The organism is Verruconatronum alginivorum, from assembly GCF_056590205.1.
Genome location: NZ_JBWPVQ010000001.1, coordinates 5596714 through 5622479, shown reverse-complemented (window position 1 = coordinate 5622479; position 25766 = coordinate 5596714). Strand labels below are relative to the sequence as shown.

Annotated in this window: 21 protein-coding genes; 11 read left to right on the top strand and 10 right to left on the bottom strand. The window is 60.2% G+C overall.

Annotation, left to right across the window (positions count from 1 at the left end; genetic code table 11):
• Window position 1: 1 nt before the first annotated feature.
• The 6 genes from ACWUI2_RS20725 to ACWUI2_RS20700 form a co-directional block, all read right to left on the bottom strand.
• Entirely contained in the window at window positions 2-844 is an 843-nt protein-coding gene (locus ACWUI2_RS20725) for an NAD(P)-dependent oxidoreductase (protein ID WP_486984753.1), read from the bottom strand.
• A gap of 223 nt (window positions 845-1067) precedes the next feature.
• Entirely contained in the window at window positions 1068-1946 is an 879-nt protein-coding gene (locus ACWUI2_RS20720) for a rhomboid family intramembrane serine protease (RefSeq protein WP_486984752.1), read from the bottom strand.
• Between the two features lie 44 nt (window positions 1947-1990).
• On the bottom strand, window positions 1991-4219 hold the full coding sequence (locus tag ACWUI2_RS20715) for a hypothetical protein (RefSeq protein WP_486984751.1): 2229 nt from the start codon (window positions 4217-4219) through the stop codon (window positions 1991-1993).
• Window positions 4216-5994, bottom strand: coding sequence for a hypothetical protein (locus tag ACWUI2_RS20710; protein ID WP_486984750.1), 1779 nt, complete (start codon window positions 5992-5994; stop codon window positions 4216-4218). Before ACWUI2_RS20710 ends, ACWUI2_RS20715 begins: the two co-directional genes overlap by 4 nt.
• A 159-nt stretch (window positions 5995-6153) precedes the next feature.
• Window positions 6154-7485: a DNA methyltransferase gene (locus ACWUI2_RS20705; protein WP_486984749.1), complete on the bottom strand. Its 1332-nt coding sequence runs from the start codon at window positions 7483-7485 to the stop codon at window positions 6154-6156.
• A 15-nt stretch (window positions 7486-7500) separates the two neighbouring features.
• A complete protein-coding gene (locus ACWUI2_RS20700; protein WP_486984748.1) occupies window positions 7501-8907 on the bottom strand; it encodes a PDZ domain-containing protein in 1407 nt (468 codons plus the stop codon).
• A gap of 105 nt (window positions 8908-9012) precedes the next feature.
• On the opposite strand from ACWUI2_RS20700, the gene aroA reads away from it, so the two are divergent.
• Both aroA and ACWUI2_RS20690 read left to right on the top strand, forming a co-directional pair.
• Window positions 9013-11043, top strand: coding sequence for a 3-phosphoshikimate 1-carboxyvinyltransferase (aroA, locus tag ACWUI2_RS20695; protein ID WP_486984747.1), 2031 nt, complete (start codon window positions 9013-9015; stop codon window positions 11041-11043).
• Window positions 11040-11675, top strand: a complete 636-nt coding sequence (locus ACWUI2_RS20690) for a lysophospholipid acyltransferase family protein (RefSeq protein WP_486984746.1) — start codon at window positions 11040-11042, stop codon at window positions 11673-11675. The genes aroA and ACWUI2_RS20690 overlap by 4 nt, the downstream gene beginning before the upstream one ends.
• Window positions 11676-11774: 99 nt before the next feature.
• On the opposite strand, the gene ACWUI2_RS20685 is transcribed toward ACWUI2_RS20690, so the two are convergent.
• Window positions 11775-12428 carry an IS4 family transposase gene (locus tag ACWUI2_RS20685; protein ID WP_486984745.1) on the bottom strand — a complete coding sequence of 218 codons (654 nt, stop codon included), beginning with the start codon at window positions 12426-12428 and terminating at the stop codon, window positions 11775-11777.
• Between the two features lie 138 nt (window positions 12429-12566).
• On the opposite strand from ACWUI2_RS20685, the gene ACWUI2_RS20680 reads away from it, so the two are divergent.
• On the top strand, window positions 12567-13733 hold the full coding sequence (locus tag ACWUI2_RS20680; protein ID WP_486981265.1) for an IS4 family transposase: 1167 nt from the start codon (window positions 12567-12569) through the stop codon (window positions 13731-13733).
• Here ACWUI2_RS20680 and ACWUI2_RS20675 read toward each other — a convergent pair.
• A complete protein-coding gene (locus ACWUI2_RS20675) occupies window positions 13662-15380 on the bottom strand; it encodes an IS4 family transposase (RefSeq protein ID WP_486984744.1) in 1719 nt (572 codons plus the stop codon). The two genes, ACWUI2_RS20680 and ACWUI2_RS20675, sit on opposite strands and share 72 nt — an antisense overlap.
• Before the next feature lie 148 nt (window positions 15381-15528).
• On the bottom strand, window positions 15529-16554 hold the full coding sequence (locus ACWUI2_RS20670) for a 1-phosphofructokinase family hexose kinase (protein ID WP_486984743.1): 1026 nt from the start codon (window positions 16552-16554) through the stop codon (window positions 15529-15531).
• Window positions 16555-16567: 13 nt separating this feature from the next.
• Here ACWUI2_RS20670 and ACWUI2_RS20665 point away from each other — a divergent pair, with 13 nt between their 5' ends.
• Together ACWUI2_RS20665 and ACWUI2_RS20660 are read left to right on the top strand one after the other, a co-directional pair.
• A complete protein-coding gene (locus ACWUI2_RS20665) occupies window positions 16568-16903 on the top strand; it encodes a tetratricopeptide repeat protein (RefSeq protein ID WP_486984742.1) in 336 nt (111 codons plus the stop codon).
• 75 nt (window positions 16904-16978) lie between these two features.
• Complete coding sequence (locus tag ACWUI2_RS20660) at window positions 16979-18040, top strand: acetyl-CoA carboxylase carboxyltransferase subunit alpha (protein ID WP_486984741.1); 1062 nt, start codon at window positions 16979-16981, stop codon at window positions 18038-18040.
• Window positions 18041-18049: 9 nt separating this feature from the next.
• On the opposite strand, the gene ACWUI2_RS20655 is transcribed toward ACWUI2_RS20660, so the two are convergent.
• Complete coding sequence (locus tag ACWUI2_RS20655) at window positions 18050-18847, bottom strand: TIGR00282 family metallophosphoesterase (RefSeq protein WP_486984740.1); 798 nt, start codon at window positions 18845-18847, stop codon at window positions 18050-18052.
• Window positions 18848-19055: 208 nt separating this feature from the next.
• Between ACWUI2_RS20655 and ilvB the strand changes: the two genes are divergently transcribed.
• From ilvB to ybeY, 6 genes are all read left to right on the top strand, one after another.
• On the top strand, window positions 19056-20822 hold the full coding sequence (gene ilvB / locus ACWUI2_RS20650; RefSeq protein ID WP_486984739.1) for a biosynthetic-type acetolactate synthase large subunit: 1767 nt from the start codon (window positions 19056-19058) through the stop codon (window positions 20820-20822).
• Window positions 20823-20921: 99 nt separating this feature from the next.
• On the top strand, window positions 20922-21182 hold the full coding sequence (locus ACWUI2_RS20645) for a hypothetical protein (RefSeq protein WP_486984738.1): 261 nt from the start codon (window positions 20922-20924) through the stop codon (window positions 21180-21182).
• A 118-nt stretch (window positions 21183-21300) separates the two neighbouring features.
• Window positions 21301-21798, top strand: a complete 498-nt coding sequence (locus ACWUI2_RS20640) for an HIT family protein (RefSeq protein WP_486984737.1) — start codon at window positions 21301-21303, stop codon at window positions 21796-21798.
• A gap of 36 nt (window positions 21799-21834) precedes the next feature.
• Window positions 21835-22806, top strand: coding sequence for a PhoH family protein (locus tag ACWUI2_RS20635; RefSeq protein ID WP_486984736.1), 972 nt, complete (start codon window positions 21835-21837; stop codon window positions 22804-22806).
• A 29-nt stretch (window positions 22807-22835) separates the two neighbouring features.
• Window positions 22836-25292, top strand: coding sequence for an HD family phosphohydrolase (locus ACWUI2_RS20630; protein WP_486984735.1), 2457 nt, complete (start codon window positions 22836-22838; stop codon window positions 25290-25292).
• Window positions 25228-25743 carry an rRNA maturation RNase YbeY gene (ybeY, locus tag ACWUI2_RS20625; protein WP_486984734.1) on the top strand — a complete coding sequence of 172 codons (516 nt, stop codon included), beginning with the start codon at window positions 25228-25230 and terminating at the stop codon, window positions 25741-25743. Before ACWUI2_RS20630 ends, ybeY begins: the two co-directional genes overlap by 65 nt.
• The last annotated feature ends 23 nt before the right edge of the window (window positions 25744-25766 follow it).

The window sequence follows — 25766 nt, the reverse complement described above, 5'->3', positions numbered from 1 at the left end:
ATCAGCCGGCCAAGCCTTTCATCACCGCGATGAAATCGTCGTCGGCATGCCCTTTTTCCGCCGCCTTGGCCAGCGCTCTTTCGATTCCCCCGCCCAACGGACAGGATTTCCCGCTTTCCATTCCGAGCAGTAACCGCATGTCCTTCAACATGTGCTTCACCGAGAATTGTGGGGAAAAATCCGAGTCCCGCAACTTCGGCTCCTTCAGGGCGGTCAACCCGGACCAAGCCACATTCTTCCGCAACGCGTTAAAATAAACGTCGTCGGAAATGCCCGCCGCCCGCGCCACGCTGAGGCTCTCGCAAAGCGCTCCCGCCTGGAGGGCAATCTGCAGATTCATCGCCAGCTTCAAGCCAGCGGCCTGAGCCCCGGTTCCGATCGTAAACCGGGCGTCGGAGATCGGAGCCAAAGCGGCTTCGGCCGCCGCGATCGCTTCCTCTTCGCCCCCGAGGTAGTAGACCACCTTCCGAGCTTCGGCCGCCGGTTTACTGCCGGTGAACGGGGCCTCCACATACGTCGCCCCGGTCTTCTCCACCCGCTTTTGGAAGCGCTCGCTGCTCTCCGGATCGATGGTCGTCGACTGGATCACCAGTTGCCCCGCACGTAATTCGCCTTCGATTCGCTCGAGGAACGCCTCCACCGCCGGAGGATCCGACAAAACAATCGAGAGAACATTGGCCCGCCGGACCGCTTCCGCCGGATCCGCCGTCCAACGAGGGAAATCCCGCTTCGGAGTCCGGTTCCACGCCGCCACCAGTCGGCCGTCCGCCTCGTGATGGCGGGCCCAGGTGCCGCCGATGATCCCCAATCCAAATACCGCGATTCGTGTGTCGTTGCTTTCCATGTCGCCGCCCAGCCTGACCCATCACGGCCCGGTTTTCAAAGTTTTCCTTCACCTGAAGAGGCGCGGTTCCTCCCTTATTCTGAACTCAGCAGTCGGAATAGCCGCAAAAAAGCGCAAGATACGCAAAAAGCATGGGATAGCTCATGAAGGGCCATTGGGTGAATCGGACTTTCCGCTTGTGTCTTTTGTGCCTTCTCGCGGCTAAAAAGTGCTGGTTTAAGGGTTATCGGAGGGCGAGCCACCAGGCGAAGATGATGAGGGCGAGCGTCACCCAGACCAATCGGCGTTGGGTGGAGGTGGATTTCCAGCGTTCTTCCAGCCGAAACAGGCCGGTAGCTCCCCCCAAGGCGACGCCTGCCAGGAATCCCCACCAGTGGGCCAACACGTCGGTTCGCTCCCCCCCGGCTCCGAGGAAACCGAGTAAGACCAGTCCGGCGATGAGCGGAGCCCAGAGGTTGCGGGGCCATTCCCAACCGGTCAGGCGGAATTGCCGAAGCAGGCGAAATCCAACGACGAGGCCGAGCGCCGCGAATACCGCCGTCGAGGCGCCGATCGAGTTATGCCCCGATCCGGCGTAGCCCCACGCGTTGAGGAGATTGCCCGCCATTCCGGCCAACAGAATGAGGAACCAGCCGAGCCCGTGGCCGAGATACCGGAACACCAATCCGAAAAAGAGAATCCCGCCCAAGGTGTTGCCGGTCAGGTGAGCCCAATCCCCATGCAACGTGAGAGCGGTGATCGTCCGCCACCATTCGCCGTTCCAAATTGCTTCCTCCAAGGCGCTGCCGGCTTCCAGCAGGCGTCGGTCCTGGAAAATGAAGATCCCCCAAATCAACACCGCGTAGAGGGCGATCGACCCGCCGGCGCCGCTTCCGGCCGGAAGGAAATCCTGCGGGGGCGGCCAATACCGATGCTCCCGTTCGAATTTGCCGAACTGCTCCCGAACCGCCCCCTCGTATTGCTTTTCCACGAACAGGCCGTAGCCCCCTTCCTCCAGCGGCATCAGCCAATAGGGAATCCCCATCGCCAACACGACCAGTCCGTGTTCATGCGCTTTGCCCACCCGGGAATAACGGCCGACTTCCGCCAGCCGCTCCCGCATAGTCTCGTCCGATGGGTCTTGCCCGGGTGCGATCACATCACTTCTTACCTTCCTTGCTCAACTTCGACCGCGATCTGATGGACCCGCACTTTTCCTGCTTCATCGGTCACCCGCAACAAAACGGCGTGACGTCCGGCCGGCAGTCGGTTCAAATTCACTTTGAACCGTTCCTCCCGCGCATCGAACAATCCATCTTCCGGATACAACAACACCGGTTCCTCCCCGTTGAGGGCGAACGAGGCTGATTCGAGAATGCTGGTTTGGTCCGCGGCTAAGAAACGGATGGTGGCGGAGGATCCGTTCACCGAAACCTCCTCGACCCGGATTTCCGGGGCGGTGTTGTCGACCACGAAATTCTCGCTCACCCGGCGGGCTTCCCGGGCTTCGCCCGGCCGATTCGATAAATGGTCGCTGGCGATCACCTTCACTTGATATTCCCCATCGGGGAGACCGTTTCCATTGAAGGAATAAAAGGAATGCCGCAAACCGGTGGCGATCGTATCCCAAGCCACCGCGCCGGCCGGCCGAAGCCGCACCGTGTAACGAAGCTCGTCGTTGTTCGGATCCCGCGCCCGCCAGACGAGAGTGATCATCCCGGGTTGCTCGATGCCGCGTATCTGCTGGCGCGGTTCCGCAACCGGAATTCCCCGGCGGCCGCTTTCCCGGGCCAACTGCTCCAAATCGATCGTAGGCGCCTGGGGCGGCATTTCGAATCGTTCCAGTCCGAGATCGGCCGTCACCACCCGCAACGACTGGATCACCGGCGCCGCATTGGCGTGACGATAGAAGAACCGCACTCCCCGCACCTCGCTGCGGGGTTCCCCGAAAGTCAGCCGGTATTGAAAATATCGGCTCGCGGGCGTGATCCCTTCTCCGTCTCCATCGAAATCGACCTCCCGCCAGGCGCTCCAGGTGCGGTTGGCCTTTTCGGTGTTGCCGCTCCGGACAAAGGTTTTCACCCCGTTCCCGCCGGCCTTCGAAGTTTCCGTATAAATCCGCCCCCACCGGGCGACCTGGGTCGCGTCAAATACCTCCGAGGTGTATTGACCGGATTCGGACAATCCGAAGTCGAGGCTGTAAACCCGGGCGGGGTTGCTGCTGAAAGCCAACACATCGGTCGAACCGGGGCGTCGCAGGAGTTCGGACACACGGCTTCCCGCCGGAAGGGTCTGACGCAGACGCCAGGACTGGAAGCCGGTCAGGGAGAAAATCCGGCCGTCGTCGCCGGTTCCGATCAGCAACGCTCCGTCTTCCGCCAACAGAAGCGAATGGATCGCGACGCCGGGCAAGCCCCAAAAGGTCTCGAAAAATCCGTCGGCATCGACTCGGTAAAGCGTGCTGGGACGGGCGTTGTTGCCGGAACTCGACCCCCGGTTGGACGAAGAGCTCTCGCCTCCGCTGGCATCACCGTTAGAAGAGAGCGCCGCCACCGCTTGGGCGATCGCCGCACCACGGCCGCCGCTTTGTTCCGCCGCGGACGAAAAGGTCGCGACATAAAGATCCCCGGTGTCGGTCGCGACGATTTGCCGGATTTCCTCGTCCGGGGAATTGAAAAACACGAAGACATCGTCCGGCCCCTGGATTCGGTAAACGTAGCCATTGGGACTGGTCCCGGCCAACAGAGTGCCGTCACGATCCCAGGCGAGGGTCGAGATGTGAGATTCCTCGCCCTCGAAAAAGATCTCCTTTTCCGCCTCCGGGTCGCGGTCGGCCGCCACGCGGTAAATGCGTCCTTTGTCACCGGTCGCCACGAAAAGATCGTCGTTTTCGTCGAAAAGCATCGCCCAAATGTAGGTTTCACCCGGGTCGAAATATTCTTCGAGTTCTCCGTCGCCCAGATACCGGTAGACTTTTCCATCAGGAGAACTGCCGACGTAAAGTCGTCCCGCGGAATCAACCGCCATCGCCCGGGTCAACACTTCCTCCGTGGTGAAAAGAGCTTCCAGCTCCCCTTCCGGATCGAGCCGGTAAACGTTTCCTTCGGTCCCGGCCCCGAGATAGACCGAGCCGTCGGGAGCGGCCACGGCGCTCCAAATCACCGACTCGGCCAACCGCCCGATCTCCGTCACCCCGGGGGCGAGGGTCAACCGTCCGTCGCGATGAAGCGAGACGTTTTCGAATTCGCCGGGGGCGAAATGGTTGAACCCATGATGGCTGACCGACAGCCCGGCCCCGAGCGGAAGCGCGGCGGGCAAGCAGGCCAGGGCGAACCAAAGGCCGCCACGGGCGAGTTTCGCGCGCAGCGGAGATTTGAAGATTGTTTCGGATCTCATTCGATTTCGATTTGAAAAGTTTTCTGTCCGCGGAATTCGGCTTCCACCGGAAGTTTGGATTCCCAGAGAGTGGAGAATTCGATGTCGCTCACCGGCGTTTCACTTTGCGGAGACTTCAGGGAGGCGGCCACCGAGGGCAACAGATTGGGCATGCTCCGGCCTTCCACACTGGCGCCGGGAGCGTGGCGGACCAGTTTGACGTAAATCGCGTTCCGTCCTTTTTGGCCGCGGGCTTGGTCGAGCACATGGCTGAGCGACATCGCACGCGTCGCGCGTCGGGGATCGTAACGCCGGGCGCCTCCGGCGTCGCCGATATAAAGGGTCAAACGTTCCGCCGAGAGATCCGGGGGAATCGGCACCTCGATCTGGCGCAGTTCCCGGTCCCCACGATACCCCCGCAGAACCAGATCGACCGTCACCGTTCCGCCGGCTTTGACCCGCCTTCGGTCGATGAAGGCCGACTCCAACTGCGAAATCAACCATTCGTCGTGGAACGCGATATCATAGGTGATCGATTTCACCTCGGGAGCGGCGAACGGATTGTTGATCAAATTGTTGTAAAGTCCCAGATGTTGCGTGGCCAACCGCATCGGCGAACTTGGACCGCTGGAAACATCCTCAAGGACGATCGGTTCGTAGCCTTCGATTTCCCAGGTCGACCGAAGAAAAAAGGTCTGTTCCAAGCTGGTCTCCATGGTCTGGGTGAGCGATTGCGCTAAAGCCATGGTCGAAATCAAAGGCGAAAGTTGCGGGTGCTTGAACAAATTCCCGGCGTAGGTGCGGTGAAAGCCGTTGTCGTCGCGGATATTCAGCGTCACCCGGGTCACCGGGGCTTCCCGACCGATCCGGCCGGCGATCGCGCTGAGCCGGTCTTGATAAATGGCGCCAATGACCGGGCCGGTGTTGCTCAATTTGAACGAACCCGGCACCGCCCGCACCACCGTCATGATTTCGGCCGCCGCCATCGGCAGATCGGTGTTTCCCATTCCCAGGAACGGATGCCCGAAGGCCAACACCCGGTCACCATCCCGATAGGTAACCGTTCCGGTCCCGGCGATGGAAAAATCCCCATCCATCAGCACCCCGGCCACGGCGGAACCAGGCCGCAATTCCGTGTCGATTTCCCGCGCGGTGGATCCCATCGGCGCCAACATCGGCTCCAGCCCCAATTCCCGGAACCGGTCCTCAAACTGACTGAAAACCTGCGGCGAAATCCCGGAAACGGTCAAAGCCATTGGCAAAGGCCGAAGATTCGCCTGCAACGCCGAACGTGGCGGCATCCGCTCGTCTCCGGAAATCAACGCCGCGCCATCGACGGCCCCGGCCACCGGTTCTTCGAACCGCCCTCCCCGCGACCGGGGTGCCGCGTCTTCCGGGAAACGTTCGAAAATTTCCAACATGTCATCGATCGGAGTCACCCCAATGATCGCCTGTTCCTTAGCCCAGGTAAAACCATAGGCGTAGGCCCCGACCAATTTTCCATCGATGAAAACCGGACTGCCGCTCATCCCGGAAACCGGTCCGGACAGAATATTCTCCGGATCGACGGCCTGACAGATGATCACAGATCGCCCGGGACCGATGAAATTCTCGGCGATGCCGATCACTTCCAGGGGAAATTCCTGCAACTCCGTTCCAGAAACCACCGTCCGCCAATAACCTTCCATCCCGGGCCGGACCTCCTCCAAAGGCATCAAAGGAGGCAAACCCTCTTCGGCCAATACACCGCCAGCCAAAAACAGGGTCGCCACGACTAAAGCAAATCGTCTCTTCATAACAGGGTTCAGCCCCTTAGAGAACAACGTGAGCCGATTTTGTTCAATAAGTTTGTCACAAAGCGACCGGATCGCCCGGTCAGTCCCAGCAGGAGCTTCGTGCTTCAGCCGAAGACCGTCGGCCACGGCTTCCGGATGAAGCCCGCGGCACCGCCGATCTCACTTTTGCAACAACACCACTCGATTGGTGTTCGTCCCTTTCGCACCGTTGCCGACCCCCCAGCAATTGGCGGTTTTGGTAAACTTCTGGTCGTTGATCAGGATCAGACGGGGACGGAGCCCGCTGCCTTCGGCGCAGCGCACCACCGCTTCCTCCAACTTGATCGTTCCGTACCACACTTCGCCGACTTCGAAGGCGACGTGACCGCCGGGCCGCAGGACGCGGGCCATCTCCTTCAGGGCTTCGCCCATCGCCTCCTCCCAGCGTTCGAGTTTCTTCAAAATGGTGATCGGCAAGTTGGTCGCGTCGATTCCGCAAAACCAGAGGCGCAGCCAATTGTCCCCGGCGTAGTCGACGACATCCAAGAACGGCGGCGATGTCACCACCAACGAGACCGAATTGTCCGGGAGCTCGGCCGTGGCCGCGGCGGGGGCGGTCATCAAGCGCGCTTTGTCCACCGTCTTCGCCAAGGTCGCGCGGGTCTTCTTGTCGAGGTCCGACAGGAGGGATCGCGATTTCTTCAAAATCAAATTCGGCACGCTTCGCTCGGGCGGCGTCTGGTTGCGTTTTTCGTTGATCCGACGCTGCGATTTCACCGAAACCGCTTGGTTCGGCGGCAAGGTGTAAACCGAGAAAAACCCGCCGGAATGACCGGTGAGTCGGTTGATCGCCACCATCCGGATCCAGCGGTCGACCCGGTCGAGTTCACCGCTTTCCTCCCGCCGTTTCAAATACGCCCGCAATCCCCCGATGGCCCGCAAGGTATTCGGGTGGTAGAACACGAGCAAATCCTCCGGCATCTCCTCGTCGGTGTCGTATTCGATTTCCTTCAAACGCTGGGCGACCTCCTCGAGTTGCGGGGGATCGAGGCGGGGTTCCACCAGAATGACGCTCAACGGATTGATGTCCGACCCGGCGGGCGTCCGTTCGAGCAGCGCCGCCTCCACGCAGGTCGTGCCGCGGCCCATGAACGGGTCGTGCACCACCTCCCCCGGCTCCGTCAGACGCTCGATGAAGAAACGGGGAAGCTGCGGTTTGAAACAGGCCCGGTAGGAGATCTCATGGAGACGACGGGCCGCCCGTTGCTTCGCGGTCCAAAATTCGTTCACGAAAACCGGCACCCGTTCGCCTCCGTCGGTGACATGCTCCAAGCGAACCGTTTTCTTGCCGAACTCCTCGAACCGCTCAAGGCATTCCTCCAACGACTGATCGGCCACCGGCGACCGCGCCGCCGGCACTTTCAAGGCAGCGGAGGCTTTCGTGGCCACCTTTTTCACCGAAGTCGCCTCCTCCGTCGTCCCTTCAAATCCTGGCAATGTCGCTTGCTCCATCGTCAAAAAAACTCTTTAGCGCAGGCGCACCCGGATTACCGAAGTCTCGTTTTGCCTGCTGATTAAAAAAACCGCTTCCCGACGATCGCTCTCTTCCGCCTCGGCGACCAACCGGACCGCCTCTTCATAGGTCGTCACCGGCGTCCCGTCGATCTCCTTGATCCAATCGCCCACCGCGAGCCCGCCGGAATCCGCCGGGGCGCTGGGTCGCAAGAACTGGACGATCAACCCTTGTTCCGGCTTCGGCTCCAAACGACGGGCGATCGCGTCGAACACCAGAAACTCCCGGACCGTCAGGCCGATCCGCGGAAAATATTCCCTCCGGGCTTCCCGCAAGGTCGGAGGTTGCACCCCGACCGTCACTTCCCGCTCCAATTCCTCCGTTCCCCGGATGAGGGTGAATCGGATCGTGTCGCCCGGTTCCCGCTTCCGGATCTCCCGTTGCAGATGCTGCTCGGCCGCCCGGCGGGGACGGTAATACGGGATCGGCTCCCCGTCGATCGACACCACAATGTCGCCATTGGCCAATCCCCCTTCGTCCGCGGCCGAACCGTCCACGATTTCGCTCAAGATGACTCCGCTCCGGTCGACGATGTCGAGGAATTCCGCCAGCTCCCGCTCCACCGCCTGAATGCTGGTGATCCCAAGCCACGGCGACACGACCGCCTCCGGACTCTCCGGCACCCGGTCGAGATACGGCAGAAACTCCTCCACCGGCAAAAACATCCCCGACTCCCGCATCCCCTGCAACGCCACCGGCATCCGGCGGTGGTCCCCCATATGGAGCAACATTTCCCGGGCGTAACTCGCCCCGGCCCATCCGAGCAATTCGCCATCCATGGTGAAAACCAACGAACCGGGGCTCGCCACTTCGGCCACGGTCAGGCCGAGACGTTGGGGCAGATCCCGCAAGACCGAAAACCGGCTCCACACGAAATACGGATCGTAATCGAAATCGTCGTCCATCACCGCGATGCCCCAGAGTTCCTGCCCCATGCGCGGAGTCGCCACCGGATATTGCTTCACCGGCACCGCCCGTTCCAAAAACTCCGGATCGCTCACCCGGAGAAAATGCCAACCGTTCAAGGTATCCTGACCGAGGTATTCCGCGTCGAACTTCCGGTGACTGCGCAACGGCAACACCTTGAACTCGCGCAATTGATTGACCGGCACCCAGTCCGGAACCGCGTAGTCGAGGAGAACGATCAAACCGGTTTCATCGACCACCACGCCAATTTCCGACGCCGGACGCCGGTCGATTTCGGTTTGCACGAAATACTCCACCGCCACCACCGAACGGATCCGTTCCTCGAACAACTCCTCCAAATCCGCCTCCGCCACCGCCATCGGACGGCCGAGCATGACGACCGCCAACAACAACCAAGTCGCGCCGATCCACCGGTTTCTTCCCATCTTTCGCATCACGATAAAATCCAAAAAGCACCGCCAGTAACACTGCGGGAACCATCTTCCAGCAAGCCTTTTTTGTTGTCACCGGCTTTCCGGCGTTGTCTTGTGGGGCCGTCCATGCTCGATCCACTTCCGATTCTTCCATTTACCAAACCGGCCTCCGCCCGGATCCGTTTGCCCGGCTCGAAAAGCATCACCAACCGGGCCCTCCTCCTCGCCGCCCTCTCCGAGGGCGAAACCGTCCTTCACGGCGCCCTCTTCAGCGAGGACACCGAGATCATGATCGATTCCCTGCGACGGCTCGGCTTCGGGGTCGACGCCGATAAGGTCAAGGAATCGATCCGCATCCAAGGCGAGGGCGGCCGCATCCCGAACCGTTCCGCCTCCTTGTTCGTCGGCAACGCCGGCACCGCCGCCCGTTTCCTCACCGCCTTTTGCGCGTTGTCCGACGACGGCGATTTCGAGATCGACGGCGTGCCGCAGATGCGGACCCGCCCGATGCGCGGCCTCCTCGACGCCCTCGCCTCCCTCGGCGCCGGGATCGAATCGAACGACGGCCATTTCCCCGTCCGAATCCGCGCCCGGGGTCTCTCCGGCGGCCGGGTCGCGGTCGACGCCGCCGCCAGCAGCCAGATCCTTTCCGCCCTCCTGATGGTCGCTCCAATGGCTCGAGAGGATTGCCTCTTCGAAATCGACCGCGTCCGCCTGCCGTTCGTCCGCATGACCGTCCGCATGATGGAGCAGTTCGGCCAGGAGGGAATCGCCGCCACCCTCGACGGCGACTCCCGCGAGCTCGCCATTCCCGCCGGACGCAACTACCGCCGGACGGAGCCCTACGCCATCGAAGCCGACGTGACCGCCGCCAGTTATTTCGCCACCCTCCCGCTGGTCACCGGCGGCCAAGTGACCATCGAAAACCTGTCGCATGCGCAACCGAGTCTCCAAGGCGACGCGGAATACCTGAAACTTCTCGAAACCCTCGGCCTCCGGATCACCGCCGACGAATCCGGCGGCACCCGGTTCGAAGCGCCGGACGCCGCTCCATCGGCCGCCCCCCTCGACGTCGACTTTTCCGGTTTCTCCGACACCTTCCTCACCCTCGCGGCGATTTCCCCGCTCCTGCCCGCTCCGGTCCGGATCCGCGGCATCGCCCACACCCGGAAACAGGAAACCGACCGGGTCGCCGCCATGGCCGCGGAACTCCAGAAACTCGGTCAAGAGGTTGTTGAAGAAGAAGACAGCCTCGACATCCGGCCCTCCCGCGATTCGTTGACCGCCGCCTCCGGCCCCCGGTTGATCGACACCTACCACGACCACCGATTCGCCATGAGTTTCGCCATCCTCGGACTCGCCGACCTCCGCCGGGACGGTTCCCCGTGGCTGGAAATCCGCGATCCGGGTTGCTGCGCCAAGACCTTCCCCCACTTCTTCCGGGTGCTTGAAAGCGTGTATCAACGTTCCCATGACGAATCGCCCGACACTCCGGTGATCGTCACCATCGACGGCGGAGCCGCCACCGGAAAATCCTCCACCGGCCGGGCCCTGAGCGAACGCTTCAATCTGCTCCACGTCGACACCGGCGCGTTTTACCGGACCATCACCCTCTCCCTCCTCGAAGCCGGAGTGAAAAGCGACGATCCCCAGGCGATCGAGCAAGCGTTGCCCAGTCTGCGGATCACCACCCGCGTCACCGGCCGCCAGGCGTTGATGGAAGTCGACGGACAACTACCCGGCGACCGGATCCGCAGTCCGGAGGTCAACGAAAACGTCTCCGCCTTCGCCGCCCAACCCGCCGTCCGCACTTTCCTCTATTCATACCAACGCAACCAGGCGGAAGTCGCCCGTGCCGCCGGATTCCCCGGCCTGCTGATGGAAGGGCGCGACATCGGATCGGTTATTTTCCCCGACGCCGACTTCCGCTTCTTTCTTCAAGCCGACGAAGAGGAACGCCTCCGCCGCCGGGCGGCCCAAGGAGAACAGGACGAAATCCGCAAACGCGACCAAATGGACTCCTCCCGCAAAACCGCCCCGCTGGTTTGCCCCCCCGGAGCGACCACCATCAACAGCACCCGCCTCACCCTCGAGGAGGTCGTCGACGAAATGAGCCGGACCATCGAAACCAAACTCGCCCGCGCCACCGCCAAATGAAGGCCCTCTACGGATTCGGATACTTTCTCTCCAGCAGCTTCTTCGATCTCCTGTTCCGCGGCGAAGTCGCTGGCCAGGAAAACATCCCGAAGGAAGGACCGTTCATCCTGGCGGCGAACCACGCCAGTTTCCTCGATCCTCCGGCGATCGGTTGCCGGGTCCCCCGCGAACTGCATTACTTCGCCCGCAAGACCCTGTTCAAACCGGGCCTTCCGAGCAAAATCCTTTACGACGTGAACACCATACCCGTCGATTTGGAAAACGAGGGAGACATTTCCGCGCTGAAAACGGTATTCCGGGTGCTGAAAGAAGGAGGTGCGGTCCTCCTCTTTCCCGAAGGCACCCGCTCGGCCGACGGCGCGTTGCAATCCCCCCAATCCGGCGTCGGCATGATCGCCTGCAAAAGCGGGACTCCGGTGGTGCCCGCCCGGGTATTCGGAAGTTTCGAAGCATTGGGACGCCATCAACGTTTTCCAACCTGGAACACCCCGATCGACGTCGCCTTCGGACACCCCCTCCATCCCGCCGACTACGACGCCGGGGGCAAAGGCAAGGAGCGCTATCAAGTCGCTTCCGAACGAATCATGGACGCCATCGCCCGCATCCCCCCGCCCCCGAGCGAGCGGGTGTGAGGCGAAGACAAAACACACCCCACCGCTCTAGAGGGGATCAGCGTACCCAAAGTTCCCCTCTTGAGAGCTGGTCATGCTCCACACGGGGCACTATGGACGTTACGGAGGTTTGGCTCGCGGACCGAAAGCGCGCCAGGCTTCGATAATGGTGTCGAGTTTTTCGAGTCCTCTCCAGATGGGTGTGCATCCCGGGAAGCGGTCGCATTTGCGGCCGAGGAATCCGCCGATTGCGGCGACCAAGAGCATGGCTGCAAAGAGCGTGGGCACTCCCGTGATCTCCTTTCTGGAAAAGGCGAACAAGGCTTGGTATTCCTCTTCGGTGAAGAAGCTGGTGCAGGGGGCGTCAGGTTTTTTGCGGGCAAGCATGGTCAGGAGCATCACTCGCCAGGCGACAACCGCGTCGATGGCGAGGCAAACCTCCAAACGCTCCGCGGTGGCGGCCTGGCGGTCCTCGATGCGGCAACCGCTTTTGAGCGTGCGGTGAAAAACCTCGATTCCCCAGCGGGAGGCATACCAGCCGAGTCGCTCGCAAGCCTCGTCGAAGGTCGTGACCGCAACCGTGGTCAGCAGCATCCACTCAATGGGCTTTTCCCCGGAGGCGGGATTGATCTCCAAGGCATGGACCGCCCACAGCTTCACCGAACCGTCTTTTTTGCGCGGAGCTTTTAGTTCGACCTCCTTCCACCGCACTTCCAGTGTGACGGCCTGGTCCGTCTGGCGGCTTCCCGAACGGCGAAGGGTGGTTTTATACAATTCGGGTCACTAGCGTCCAGCTAAGGGGCCACCTCGGATTTGTAAGTAACGGATTTTCATGATCTAAAGAGGTGAGTTTGTTGTGACGCATTTGAAGCTTGGTCTGGTGTTCGGGGCGGGCTTATTGAGACTGGCCTCATGAACGAAGGCCGTCTCATTTTCACCCAAGTAATGGATACGCTGCACCGCGAGCAGTTTGAGCGTTGCGTTGCTCTCTACCCGATGCCTCGCCAGAGTCGGGGAATGAGCGCACGTGACCAATTCCTGGCAATGGCATTTGCGCAGATCACATTTCGCGAAGGATTGCGTGATATCGAAGCTTGTTTACGTAACAGTCAACATCTCTACGCCATGGGAATTCGGGGCAACATCACCCGAACCAACATTGCTTACGCGAACGAGTTTCGGGATTGGCGAATTTATGAAGCGCTCGGCCAAATTCTCATTCGTAAGGCGCGCCGCCTTTACGTCAACGAGCCGAACGGCTTGGAGATGGATGAGATGGTTTACGCGGTTGACGCCTCGACTATCGACCTGTGCCTTTCTATTTTCCCGTGGGCGAAGTTCAGAAGAACGAAGGCGGCGATCAAGCTGCATACCCAGATCGATCTTGCCGGCTCGATCCCTGTGTTCATCAGCATTACCGATGGATCAATTCATGACGTCAACTTTCTCGATCGCATGGCATTTGAGGAGGGAAGCATCTATGTTTTTGATCGTGCCTACCTGGATTTCGCCCGCCTTTTCCGTATCCATCTGGCTGGTGCATTCTTCGTTATTCGCAGTAAATCCAATACCCGATTCACCGTGTGTGAATCTCGGCAGGTTGATAAATCCACTGGTCTCAGATGCGATCAAGTGATCGTCTTGCGGACGAAAAAGGGAAAACGGGATTACCCTGACCGCCTTCGCCGTATTTCTTATTTCGATACCGAAACAAACAAGCGCCTGACATTCCTTACAAACAATTTAACGTTGCCTGCGTTAACCATCGCCGCGATTTACAAGAGCCGCTGGCGGATCGAACTCTTCTTCAAATGGATCAAGCAGAATCTTCGAATAAAAGCATTCTACGGAACCAGTGACAACGCGGTGCGCACCCAGATATGGATCGCCACGTGCGTCTACCTCATGGTGGCCTGTCTCAATAAGGTCCATGGACTCGATGAAAGTCTCAGCCGAATTCTACAAATCTTGAGCGTCAACGTATTTCAGAAGACCCCTATGAATCAGCTATTTGCAAACTATAATAACGGAAAACCCGCGAATGATATTTCGAACCAACTGGTATTCAAGGACTTTTAACTGGACGCTAGTGAATTCGGGTTTCTCTTTGGTGACCTTCTCCCAGAGCTTGGCGTTTCCTTCGTCCACCAGGCGGTCGTAGCGCGCACGCACCAAAAGATGAGCCGGGGTCGGGTGATCGCGCGCCATTTTGAAGAGGTCAAATATGTCCGCCTCCCGGTCGCCGACACTTACCACCATCGTATCCGGCGCCCGCGCCTGCAACTGGCAGGCCGCCTCGTAACTTTTCAACCACTTATAGCTCTCCTTCTTTTCAATGGGCAATTTTTTGCGCAAGTGCTTCTTCCCGGCCTGCTTCGGGTCTCGTGCCCAGCATTGCAGGTCAAGCAGGCCCAAAGGGATGCCTTCGGCGTCGAAAGCGAGGGTGTCATGGACGACGAGCCCCTGGAGGTTTTGTTTGACGTGGCCAATGGGCCCGAGACCCTCGGTGGCCGGGTGCGGCGTATAATTTAAGAACGAGGAATCCTGCGTCGCCAGCACCACCTTCTCGGCGGCGCAACGTCGCCGGGTCGCCTCGTGATGAGGAGCCAATATCCGCGATAAAGTTATGCCTTCGTGGTCGATAAAACGGTAGGCGGCTCGGGTTTCGGCCGCACCATGACAAGCTGTGGAAATGGCTCCCCGGGGACAAGCCGCAAAACGCTCGGCCATCAAGGTGAGGCGGCGGTTCAGGCGTCCGTCGGGCAGATCAGCTCCGCCAAACTCCCGTTCGCTCCAACCCTCCTCCAAGGCATCCTCCACAGGCAAGGCAACCAGCGGCGGGGGCGGCAAAGCAGGAGGTTCCTCGCCCAAAATGCGACGAAAACCACGGTCCAGCGCGAAGGCAAAAATCTTTTTGGGGAAACGCTCGCCGGCGCGGTCCCGGTTCCCTCTGCCCCGTCCCGTTGTCTGCCCCACTTCTTTCCAATTGGCCGCCTTGTAACACGTCCCCTGGAACCTCGCGGGATCAACAAAAGTTTCCACCAAAACCGGATCGATCCCATACGCCTTTCGCCAATCCTTGCGCACACGCCGGGTCACCCGCCCCAGCAAGTGCGAGGCCAGATGCTCCACCTGGATCTCCGGTCGGATCAGAAAGCGGCTGTTGCATATTATTTTGTCTCGATTGAGCCGCCGCGCAGGCATGCTCCAGCCAATAAACTTGTCCCGCGGCGCGCACTGCAAAGCGGCCGCGCTGAAGGAAAAAGCGGCGATCCACCCGGCCTCGCACCGCACCAGATAACGCAACTGCGCTCCGCACAACCCGCTCGTCCCCAGATAATGATAAGTCTCGATCAATCCATTGTGGATCGACAACAACTCCCGGTCCCCCGACGGCACCAGCACCAGCTCAATCCTCCCAAGCTTATCCAACCCGCCGCGGACCGGCTCCGCCAGCGCGGGCGCGGGTGCCGACGCCCGATTAGCTTTCTTCGCAGGCCGGAACGAACGCGTCGGCGCCGGCAACTCGATCCGCCCCTTACGGTGCAAATCCAACAGCCGCACCCGGCAACTCATTTCACGCGGACGCCCGCGCGGACAGCGCCAATCCAACCACTCGCACACTTCCAGCGAAAGCCGACGGCGCGTCAACTTCGGCTCCGCCGCAACTCTTCCGTTGATCCGATCCAAAACTTCCCGCGAAAACACTGGTGGACGATTTCCCATGCCTCGCCGACCATGAACGAAAAAACCGATTGTGTCCCGCACAAAATTTGTGACACATGACCAGCTCTTGAGAGGGGGGGGACAATGCGCGAGCATGGTGGGGTGTGTTTCCCTTCCCGAGACGCACACCCTCCCCGCGTCTCCCCAATCAAAAATCAAAATCCGCGACCCCCGGACTGCCCGCGTTGGCCGCGGCCAACGGCAACGCCTTCTCCAAGGCGGCGGTCAGCGAAACGCCATTGGCCGCCAACTCATGGATCAACGCCCCCAGCAGGACGTCGCCGCTGCCGACCGGCGAGACCACTTTCACCGGTGGCGTTTCCATCCGGATCGACCGGCCATCCTCGTCAAGCGCCAGCAGCGCCTCCTTCCCTCCGCTGACCACCCAACGCCGGACCGCCGGATGCCGTTTCGCGCATTCCGCCAGCGCCTCCGCCACCGCCGATTCGTCCGTTGCCGACGGAGCCAAGGTCTGCAACTCCTCCCGGTTGATTTTCACCAGATCAACCGGCGCGGCGACCAACTCCGCCAACGGCGGGCCATAAGTGTCGACCGCCACGAAAACTTTTCCCGCCATCCTACGCATCAGCCCGACCAAAGGTTCGGCTAAAACCGGGCGCCAGCCCGGCAGACTGCCGCACACCGCCAACATATCTCCTTCCCGGGCCGTTCGATCCAAAAAACGGATACCCTCCCGCCACGGTTCCTCCTCGATCGGACGGTCGGCCCCGAGAAACGTCGTTTCGCCCTCCCCGGTGCGGACCACCCACCCGGCGCGAGTCTCCGCGGTCTGACCGAATCCACGGGTTTCGAATCCCTGGCTTTTCAGCCAACCGAGACACCGTTGGCCCGAATGTCCGCCGGGAAAGCAGACCGCCGTCGAAAACGTCCCGAGCCGCTGAGCCATCTTCGCGACATTGATCCCCTTTCCTCCCACTTGAAAACTCTCCCGCGCCGCCCGATGGGTTTCCCCGACGGTCAACCCTGAATAAACCGCCGTCGTCTCCGCCAATAAATTCCCCGTGAGAGTATAAAGATGTTTCACCCCGCCAGTTTGAAACTCCCGGCCCCCCAAGTAAATCTTTTCCAGCGAACGGCCCGCTTTCCAGCGCTCGCCGACCGTCGATTCTTTCCGCTTTCCTTTCCCGCGGAATCGTTCGATATTGGCCGGCATGGGTTCGCAGGATGTGAAAACTCTGGTGGAAGACGCCACCCTCGACTTCGCTTTGGGCGAAAATGATGCCGCAATCGAAAAACTTCGGGAGGCTCTCCGCCTTTGCCCGGACAGTTTCGAGGCGTGGCACGCGCTCACCGAAATCCACTTTTCGATGCGCGAACTCGACGCCGCCCTCGAAGCGGCCGAAAAGGCGCTCGCCCTCAAGCCGGAGGATATCCACATCCACACCAGCCTCTCCCGCATTCACATGGAACGCGGCGACAAAGCGACCGCGGAAAAACACGGCGCTCAGGCCCGGATGCTCGGCTGGAAAGAAGAACTCCGCGGCGACGCCGGAGAAAAGTGATCCCATCCCCCTCCGATTTTGACCCTTGTTTTGCGGGCGATTCTCTCCTAGCGTCCCTCCTTCTTCATTTTAATCATGGAAAAGACCGACTACATTCTTGAGTTCGAGCGCCCTTTGCGCGACCTTGATAAGCAATTGGCCCAGCTCAAAACCCTTTCGGTGAAAAACAACGTCGACGTCTCGGACGAAATCGAGGCGATCGAACGGAAAATCGAAGCGACAAAAAACTCGATCTATTCAGGTCTCGACGCCTGGCAAAAGGTCCAGATCGCCCGGCATCCGAAACGTCCCTATACCTTGGACTACATCCGCGCCATTTTTACCGATTTCCAGGAACTGCACGGGGACCGTTCCTTCGGCGACGACCGCGCCATCGTCGGCGGCACCGGCTTTTTTCAAGGCCAGGCGGTGGTGATCATTGGTCAACAGAAGGGCCGTGACACCAAGGAAAATTTGATGCGCAACTTCGGTTGCCCCCACCCCGAAGGCTACCGGAAAGCCCTCCGGATGATTCGTCTCGCCGAGAAATTCAAACTTCCGCTGATCACCTTGATCGACACCCCGGGCGCCTTCCCGGGAATCGGGGCCGAAGAACGTCACGTCTCCGAAGCGATCGCCTTAAACATCCGCGAGATGAGCATGCTGACCGTGCCGAACATTTCCGTCATCATCGGCGAAGGAGGTTCCGGCGGCGCACTTGGAATCGGAGTCTCCAACCGGGTCTTGATTTTCGAAAACGCCTATTATTCGGTGATTTCCCCCGAAGGTTGCGCGGCCATCCTCTGGAAAGACCGCTCCCACGCCTCCCGGGCAGCCGAAGCGCTCAAACTCGGCGCGGCGGATCTGAAGCGCCTCGAAGTGGTCGACGAAGTCCTCCCCGAACCTCACGGCGGCGCCCACACCGACCCGAAGGCCAGTGCCCAAACTCTAAGGCAGGCCCTTTCACGCCATCTCGCCGAGTTGCAGGAATTGAGCCCCGACGAATTGGCCGAAGACCGCTACCGTAAATACCGGGCGATGGGCGTCTTCGAAGAACGGGCCCGCCAAACGGCGACGCCGTCCGCCCCCGCCAGGGAGGAAGCAGAAGAGACCGAAGAGGAAAACGAAACGGAAAACGCTCCGAGCAACTCGCGGTGATCTTCCCGATCAGGACGGGGCGCCCGCCGGATCGCTCTCGTCCGCTTTGACGGTAATCAGCCGGATCCCCTCGGCGAGACCGGTGGTCTCATCAAGGTCGATCAAGACCGCCGAGATCCGGACGTCACGGTCGGCCACTTCGAAACGGCGGGGCATTCCATCGAGGAATTTCGCCACCACCGGCTCGATCTGCCTTCCAAGAATCGACTCATAGGGTCCAGTCATCCCGACGTCCGTAATATAAGCGGTTCCTTTCGGCAGAACCGCCGCGTCGGCGGTCGGCACGTGAGTATGGGTCCCGACAACCGCCGCCGCCCGTCCGTCGAGATGACGACCGAATCCAAGTTTCTCCGAAGTCGCTTCCGCGTGGATTTCCACCAACACGGCGTCGGCCCGCCCCCGCAACTCCTCCAGCAACCGGTCGGCTTCCGTGAAAGGACAGTCCCGCGGCGGCATGAAGGTCCGGCCCAGGACCGTAAAAACCGCCAGGCGAAAGTCGTTTTTTTCCAACAGAATGAATTTCCGGCCGGGACAGACCGCGGGGAGGTTCGCCGGACGGCATAAGCGCTCGATTTGATCGATCTCCCCCGGGAGAGCCTTCTGGTCCCAGACATGGTCTCCCAAAGTAATGCCATCGACTCCGGCCTCCAGTAATTCCCGGGCGATATTCGAGGTAATTCCGGCGCCGGCCGCGCTATTCTCGCCATTGGCAATGGCCAAATCGACCCGATAGAGTTCCTTTAACCGGCTGATTTGCTCAATCAGGAACTTCCGGCCCGGACGTCCCACCACATCCCCGATAAACATGATTCTTCGCACGAGAGCTGAGATTCCGGGGTTTCCGGGATTATTCAATTTTAATCCGCCCGACGCGGTCTGGAGGCCGATCCGGTTTTCGTGCGAAGCGCCTTGTTCCGCGCGCACGAAAGATCCGCCGCGGACACCCTAAAACAGGCTTGCATCCCCTTTCGAACGGGGGCAGGTTGTCCAATTTGAACCATAGTCTCAGAGCGTAATGAAAACAGAAAACCTAGTCTCCTTCCCTGAACCCGACATCGGTCCCGAAATGAAGGGCGCCGAAGTCGCCATCGAGTGCCTGGTGCGCGAGGGAGTCGACGTGGTATTCGCTTACCCGGGCGGCGCGTCCCAGGAACTCCACCAGGCTCTGGCCCGATGCGACAAACTCCGGACAATTCTTCCCCGCCACGAACAGGGGGGCTCGTTTGCCGCCGAAGGTTACGCCCGAGCGACCGGTAAAGCGGGAGTTTGCATGGCGACCAGCGGTCCCGGAGCGACCAATTTGGTCACCGCCATTGCCGACGCCTACATGGACAGCACACCGTTGGTCGCGGTGACCGGCCAGGTTTACCAGAAGTTCATCGGGAAGAGCGCGTTCCAGGAGACCGATTTCTTCGGGATGACCCTCCCGATCGTCAAACACAGCTACCTGGTCCTCAAAGCCGAGGATCTGCCGCGCATTTTCAAAGAGGCGTTCCATTTGGCCACCAGCGGTCGTCCGGGGCCGGTCATCGTCGACATTCCCAAGGATGTCCAGCAGGCGCGGATCAAACCGGAATTCCCCGCGAAAGCGGAACTCCGTTGCTACACGCCGTATCCGAAAGCCGAGGACGCTCCGTTGCATAAGGTCATCGACTTGATCGGCAAAGCGTCGAAGCCGGTTCTTTACGTCGGCGGCGGCATCATCTCGGCCAACGCTCATCAAGAGCTTTTCGATTTCGCGGAACGGACCCAGATTCCGGTCACTTCCACCTTGATGGGAGTCGGTTGTTTTCCGGAAAACCACCCGCTTTCGCTCAAATGGTTCGGCATGCACGGTTCCGTCGCCGGCAACTGGGCGGTCCATGAATCCGACCTGCTGCTCGCCTTTGGCGTCCGTTTCGATGACCGGATCACCGGCGAGGTTGCCAAATTCGCTCCAAACGCGACCATCGTCCACATCGACGTTGACGCTTCCGAGCACAACAAAAACAAGGTGGTTTCCTTGCCGATCGTCTCCGAAATCAAGCATGCCTTGGGCCGGATGAACGAGTTGATGCGCAAGTCCCGCTTCACTCCGCCCGACACCTCCGCCTGGCTGACCAAGGTCCGCGGCTGGATGAAGGAACATCCGTTCGCCTACGAGGAGAGTCCGCATATCCTTTCCCAGGAAGCGATCCGGACCTTGTTCGAGCTCACCAAGGGCGAAGCGATCATCACGACCGGAGTCGGCCAGCACCAGATGTGGGCCGCCCAGTTCTACGATTACACCCACCCGCGCAGCTTCATCAGCTCCCTCGGCCTCGGCGCCATGGGCTTCGGCTATCCTGCCGCCCTCGGGGCGAAGGTCGCCTGCCCTGATCGCCAGGTCATCGACATCGATGGCGACGGCTCCTTCCTGATGAACGTGCAGGAACTCGCCACCGCCAAGATCGAGAAGATCGGAGCCAAGGCGATGATTCTCAACAACCAGCACCTCGGGATGGTCGTCCAATGGGAAGACCGCTTTTACCAGAGCGTCCGCGGCCACACCATTCTCGGCGACACCGAAAATATCGGCGGCCCGGAGAACCTCGGCGGCCTTTACCCGGATTTCGTCAAAATCGCCGCAGGTTTCGGAGTGCCGGGCCGACGCGTCCACAAGAAAGAGGAGTTGCGCGAAGCGATCCAGGAGATGCTCGACTGCGACGGCCCTTACTTGCTCGATGTCATCGTTCCCTACACGGAACACGTCATGCCGATGATCCCGGCCGGGAAGACGGTCGCCGACATGATTCTAAAATAAGGGGCCCTGCCCCCGCCCCGATGCGCGGGGGATTCGCCGGACTTGGTGAAGCCTCCGCCATCGGTTGACGCCGTTGGAAAAACCGTTTAGAAATGCGCCATGCTTTTCTCCGACTTTGTCATGGTTGAACGCGACCACGGCGCGGCTTCCCGGGTCTACATCAACCATTCCCGCGATCCCCGTTTTTGCATCGAAGTGGATCCGACCTACGACCCGCTCGGCAAAGCCGGACGCGGATTCATCAAAAGCATCCGCATCAACAATTCGTGGACCGGCGACTACCATCGCTGTCTCGCCCTCGTCAAGGATGCGGAGGAGTTTTTCCGCCAATCGATGCTCGGCAAAACCCACCGGCAATGAACCCCTTCTCCAGCTTTTGCCCCGCCGGGCTCGCGACTTTACATCGGCGCCCGCCCCACACGCCGGGAAGTTTGACTTTCACCCCCGGCGTTCGCAACGTATCACCTTTCATTCTGGCATGGAGCGACTACACTCATATTGGCGCATGCAATACGTCGAAGCGCCGCGGTATCCGGACGGGGAAAACCCGTTCCTGGCTTTGCCGCGCGAGCATGACGACCGGAAAACCCACATCGTTTACCGAGGCACCCATACCTACCTGATGCTCAACCTCTACCCGTACAACGCCGGACACCTCCTCGCCGTCCCCTTCCGACAAGCTCCCGGTTTGACCGAGTTGAGTGCCGAGGAACGGGGCGAGCTGATGGAGACCCTCGTTCTCGCCCAGGACCTCCTCACACGCGCGATCAAACCGGACGGTTTCAACATCGGTTTCAACATCGGCAACGCCGGCGGCGCCAGTTTCCCGGATCACGTCCACGCCCACATCGTCCCCCGCTGGAAGGCCGACAACAATTTCATGCCCGTTCTTTCCGACACCCGGGTCCTGCCCGCTTCGCTCGACGACATGTGGGACCGCCTCACCAAGGTCCGCGCCGAAATCACCGGAAGCTGATCCGACCCACCTTTTCTCCCGACTCTCACCGGCCTTATGCCCGAACGAACTCTCACTTTCCAAAACCCTCGCGCCCTCAGCCAGCTCTACTGCGACAATCCGGAGAATCTTCAACTGGCCGAGCGAACGCTCGACGTCAGCCTCGTGACCCGCGAGGAATGGATCCAAATCAAAGGGGAGGAAAGCAACGTCCAAAAGGCGGAACTCCTGTTCAATTTCCTCAACCAGGGCCGGACCCAGGGAATGGTTCTGCGGAATCGCGACTTCGAAAACATGCTCCGCCAGGTGGCCGAAGGAAACGAGGACAAACTCGCCAGCCTGTTCACCGACCCGGTCGTGTTGCAGGTCAATCGGAAATCGGTCGTTCCAAAGACGTTAGGTCAAAAGCGATACCTGGAGGCGATCCAGAAGTGCGACATCGTTTTCGGCATCGGCCCCGCCGGCACCGGAAAAACCTACCTCGCCATGGCCGCCGCCATCGCTTCGTTGCTCAAAGACGAAGTCAGCCGGATCGTATTATCCCGTCCCGCCGTCGAGGCGGGCGAGGCCCTTGGGTTCCTGCCGGGCGATCTGCGCGAGAAGATTCTACCGTATCTCCGCCCGGTTTACGACGCCCTCTACGACATGCTCGACCGCGAATACGCCGACCGGTTGATTGAAAAAGGGGTGATCGAAATCGCGCCCCTCGCCTACATGCGCGGCCGGACTCTTTCCAACGCCTACATCATCCTCGACGAGGCCCAGAACACCACCCCCGAACAGATGATGATGTTTCTGACCCGTCTCGGCGAAAACAGCAAAATGATCATCACCGGGGACGTCACCCAGATCGACCTTCCCCAATCGAAAAAATCGGGTTTGAAGCAAGTCAGCCGCATCCTCGACCGCGTGCCGGGCATCGCGTTCTTTTACTTTGATTCGTCGGACGTGGTCCGCCATCCTCTCGTGCTGAAAATCATCGAAGCTTACGAGCGCCACCGGAACGAAAGCGGCGACCGCCCGGTCTGAGCCAGCGCGTCCCTTATCGATCGCAACCGATGTCCATTTTTAAAAAATCCGAACGGCGAAAAGAGCAACGGCCCGAAGCGAATCGGCGCCGCCGCAAGACCGGGCAGCAATCCGAGTTCACCCATTTTCTCGAGACCAGCCGCTTCATCGCCTTCCTGTTGTTCCTGATCACCGCCGGGGTGATCGGTTATCTCAGTTTCATCGGTGTCTCCAGCGCGGGCCCCCAACTCCTCCCCAATCAGATCGCCCCGATGCGGATCACCTCCGCCCATGACTTTTCCTACGAAAGCCGGGTCCAGACCGAACGGGCCCGCAACCAGGTCCTCCAACGGGTTCCCCCGGCCTTTCGGATCGACATGGAACCTTACCAGGAGTTTTCCTCCCGGATCCGGCAATTCCTCCGGGAACTCGATTCCCTCGCCCAAAACGTCGAACGCCTCAGCGGGAATGCCCGGACCGAAGCGATCCAGGAATTCACCACCCTTTACAACCAGCGGCATCCGCATCGGGTCAATGTCGAGGATGTCACTATCCTTCTCCGCCACACCGACGCCAACACCCGCCGGATCATTTTCGAGAACGGCCTCGTCACGTTACGCGAGATCTATCGCGAAGGGATCTACGCCCAGGGAACGATGTTCCTCGGTCAGGACACCAACGGTTTCTCGGTCCTCAATCTCGTCCGGCCCGACGGAAACATCGTCGAAAAGACGATCCAAAGCGAAGAAAAGGCCCTCCAGTTTCTCCGGATCAACCTGATCGCCCTCAACGTCCCCCAGGAGGTTTCGATCGCGATGTTCCGTATCTTCCGCCCGGGCATCACTCCCAATATCGCCTATGACCCGGTCAAGACCGACGAGATCCGCGAGCGCGCGCTGGCCCAGGTGGAGTCGGTGATCGTCCATGTCACCGAAGGGCAAAGTCTGGTAGAGCCCGGGGTGGTCGTCACCCAGGAGCAGCACGAGATGCTCAATGAATACCGCCGTTACCTCGCCTCGCTCGACGAGTTCTCTCTTTCCTTCCACTTCAACGAACTGATCTACAACCGCTTCCTCCTGGTGCTGGCGGTTCTTTTCTGCGCGGTGATTTACATTCGGATCGAAGACCGCGAAACGTTGATGAGCAACGTCCGCCTCGCGCTGCTGGCTTTGGTCGCTTTGCTGAATCTCGGCCTCATTTGGCTAATCGTTTTCCTCGGGAACCATCCGCTGCTCCTCGATAATCCCAACTGGGTCTCTATTCTCCCTTACCTCGCCCCCTACAGTCTCGCCCCATTGATCGTCGCCATCCTGATCGGCCAACGGCCCGCGATCTTCATGGCATTGTTGATCAGCTTCTTCGCCGGCATCATGTTCGGGAATCGAGTCGAAACCTTCGCCGTCTCGTTCCTCTCCTCGCTTTGCGCGATCTGGTTTTGCCAGGCGGTCCGAGTCCGCAAGACTGTCGTCAAGGCGGGCGGCGCCGCCGGTTTCGTCGTCGCCGTGAGCGCCCTGCTCTTCGGTTTGGCCAGCAGCCACGACCTGTTGCTGGTCGGGCGGCAGATGCTCGCCGCCCAGCTTTCCGGACTTGCCGTCGGAATCGCCGTGGCAGGGATCATTCCGATCCTCGAAGTCCTCTTCCGGCGGACGACCGATGTCACTCTGCTGGAACTCACCGACACCAACCATCCGGTCCTCAAGCGAATGCAGCTCGCCGCTCCGGGAACCTACCACCACAGCCTGGTGGTGGCCAATCTCTCCGAAAACGCCGCCAACGCCATCGGGGCCAACGCCTTGCTTTGCCGGGTCTGCTCGATTTTCCACGACATCGGCAAGATCATCAAACCGGAGTATTTCATCGAAAATCAGCGGGAAGGAATCAATCCCCACCACGAACGCAGCCCCTCCTTCTCGGCCCTGGTCATCAAGAGCCACGTCAAGGATGGCGTCGATCTGGCCGTCAATTACAAATTGCCCCGGGTCATCATCGACGTGATCCGCCAACACCACGGCACCTCCCTGATCCAATATTTTTACCATCAAGCCAAACAAAAGGAGATCAAGGAAAGCGAAGCCCAATCGACCCGCCCCGATCTCGACAAAGTCAGCGAAAGCACCTACCGCTACGACGGCCCCAAGCCGCAGTTCCGCGAAAGCGCCATCATTTTCTTCGCCGACGCCGTCGAAGCCGCCAGCCGGACCTTGAAAAAGCGCTCCCCCCAGAACGTCGATGAATTGATCGACAATCTCTTTACCGCCCGCATCGAAGACGGCCAACTCGACGAGTGCCCCCTCACCATGCAGGAGATCGCCAAGATCAAGAAGAGCTTCGCCTTCACCCTCCTGAACATGCTCCACAGCCGGATCGATTACCCCGACGAGAAGGAGAAGGACAAAGAGAAGGAAAAAGAGAAACCTGCCGGGAAGTCCGTCGACACGAGCAATGACCAACAGGCCAAGAAAGATTCACCTGCGGACCCGGAGCCGCAACCGCAAGCTCCGTTATAAACCGGCCGAGGTCCGCGCCCTCTTCCACGCCCTCGATTCCAGCGAAGCCTTCAAACCGCCCCCCGGCGAACTTTCGATCGTTTTCCTGGACGACCCCCAAATCGGTCGCCTCCATGGCGATTTCATGGATGACCCGACTCCGACCGACGTGATCACCTTCCCCGGCGACCCGGCCATGGGGTTCGCCGGTGAGGTCTGCGTCTCGGTCGAACACGCCGAAGCCTTTTCGCAACAAAAAGATGTAAACTTCAGCCGGGAGTTGACCTTGTATCTCGTCCATGGCTACCTTCATCTCGCCGGTTTCGACGACCTCCGTCCCGAACTGAAACGCCGGATGCGGGCGGCCGAGAAAAAAGCGATGGGGATACTCGAAAAATCCGGCAAAATCCCGGAGTTTGTTCTTATGGATGGACGGGGAACAGAAACGGTTAACACGAACAGTCGCGAATGAGGAGCTTGGGAAAAGCAACATGC

Excerpts from the sequence above, each read along its gene's own strand:
- ACWUI2_RS20725 (WP_486984753.1), bottom strand. The coding sequence starts at position 844 with ATGGAAAGCAACGACACACGAATCGCGGTATTTGGATTGGGGATCATC.
- ACWUI2_RS20720 (WP_486984752.1), bottom strand. The coding sequence starts at position 1,946 with ATGCGGGAGCGGCTGGCGGAAGTCGGCCGTTATTCCCGGGTGGGCAAA.
- ACWUI2_RS20715 (WP_486984751.1), bottom strand. The coding sequence starts at position 4,219 with ATGAGATCCGAAACAATCTTCAAATCTCCGCTGCGCGCGAAACTCGCC.
- ACWUI2_RS20710 (WP_486984750.1), bottom strand. The coding sequence starts at position 5,994 with ATGAAGAGACGATTTGCTTTAGTCGTGGCGACCCTGTTTTTGGCTGGC.
- ACWUI2_RS20705 (WP_486984749.1), bottom strand. The coding sequence starts at position 7,485 with ATGGAGCAAGCGACATTGCCAGGATTTGAAGGGACGACGGAGGAGGCG.
- ACWUI2_RS20700 (WP_486984748.1), bottom strand. The coding sequence starts at position 8,907 with ATGCGAAAGATGGGAAGAAACCGGTGGATCGGCGCGACTTGGTTGTTG.
- aroA (WP_486984747.1), top strand. The coding sequence starts at position 9,013 with ATGCTCGATCCACTTCCGATTCTTCCATTTACCAAACCGGCCTCCGCC.
- ACWUI2_RS20690 (WP_486984746.1), top strand. The coding sequence starts at position 11,040 with ATGAAGGCCCTCTACGGATTCGGATACTTTCTCTCCAGCAGCTTCTTC.
- ACWUI2_RS20680 (WP_486981265.1), top strand. The coding sequence starts at position 12,567 with ATGAACGAAGGCCGTCTCATTTTCACCCAAGTAATGGATACGCTGCAC.
- ACWUI2_RS20675 (WP_486984744.1), bottom strand. The coding sequence starts at position 15,380 with ATGGGAAATCGTCCACCAGTGTTTTCGCGGGAAGTTTTGGATCGGATC.
- ACWUI2_RS20670 (WP_486984743.1), bottom strand. The coding sequence starts at position 16,554 with ATGCCGGCCAATATCGAACGATTCCGCGGGAAAGGAAAGCGGAAAGAA.
- ACWUI2_RS20660 (WP_486984741.1), top strand. The coding sequence starts at position 16,979 with ATGGAAAAGACCGACTACATTCTTGAGTTCGAGCGCCCTTTGCGCGAC.
- ACWUI2_RS20655 (WP_486984740.1), bottom strand. The coding sequence starts at position 18,847 with ATGTTTATCGGGGATGTGGTGGGACGTCCGGGCCGGAAGTTCCTGATT.
- ilvB (WP_486984739.1), top strand. The coding sequence starts at position 19,056 with ATGAAAACAGAAAACCTAGTCTCCTTCCCTGAACCCGACATCGGTCCC.
- ACWUI2_RS20645 (WP_486984738.1), top strand. The coding sequence starts at position 20,922 with ATGCTTTTCTCCGACTTTGTCATGGTTGAACGCGACCACGGCGCGGCT.
- ACWUI2_RS20640 (WP_486984737.1), top strand. The coding sequence starts at position 21,301 with ATGGAGCGACTACACTCATATTGGCGCATGCAATACGTCGAAGCGCCG.
- ACWUI2_RS20635 (WP_486984736.1), top strand. The coding sequence starts at position 21,835 with ATGCCCGAACGAACTCTCACTTTCCAAAACCCTCGCGCCCTCAGCCAG.
- ACWUI2_RS20630 (WP_486984735.1), top strand. The coding sequence starts at position 22,836 with ATGTCCATTTTTAAAAAATCCGAACGGCGAAAAGAGCAACGGCCCGAA.
- ybeY (WP_486984734.1), top strand. The coding sequence starts at position 25,228 with ATGACCAACAGGCCAAGAAAGATTCACCTGCGGACCCGGAGCCGCAAC.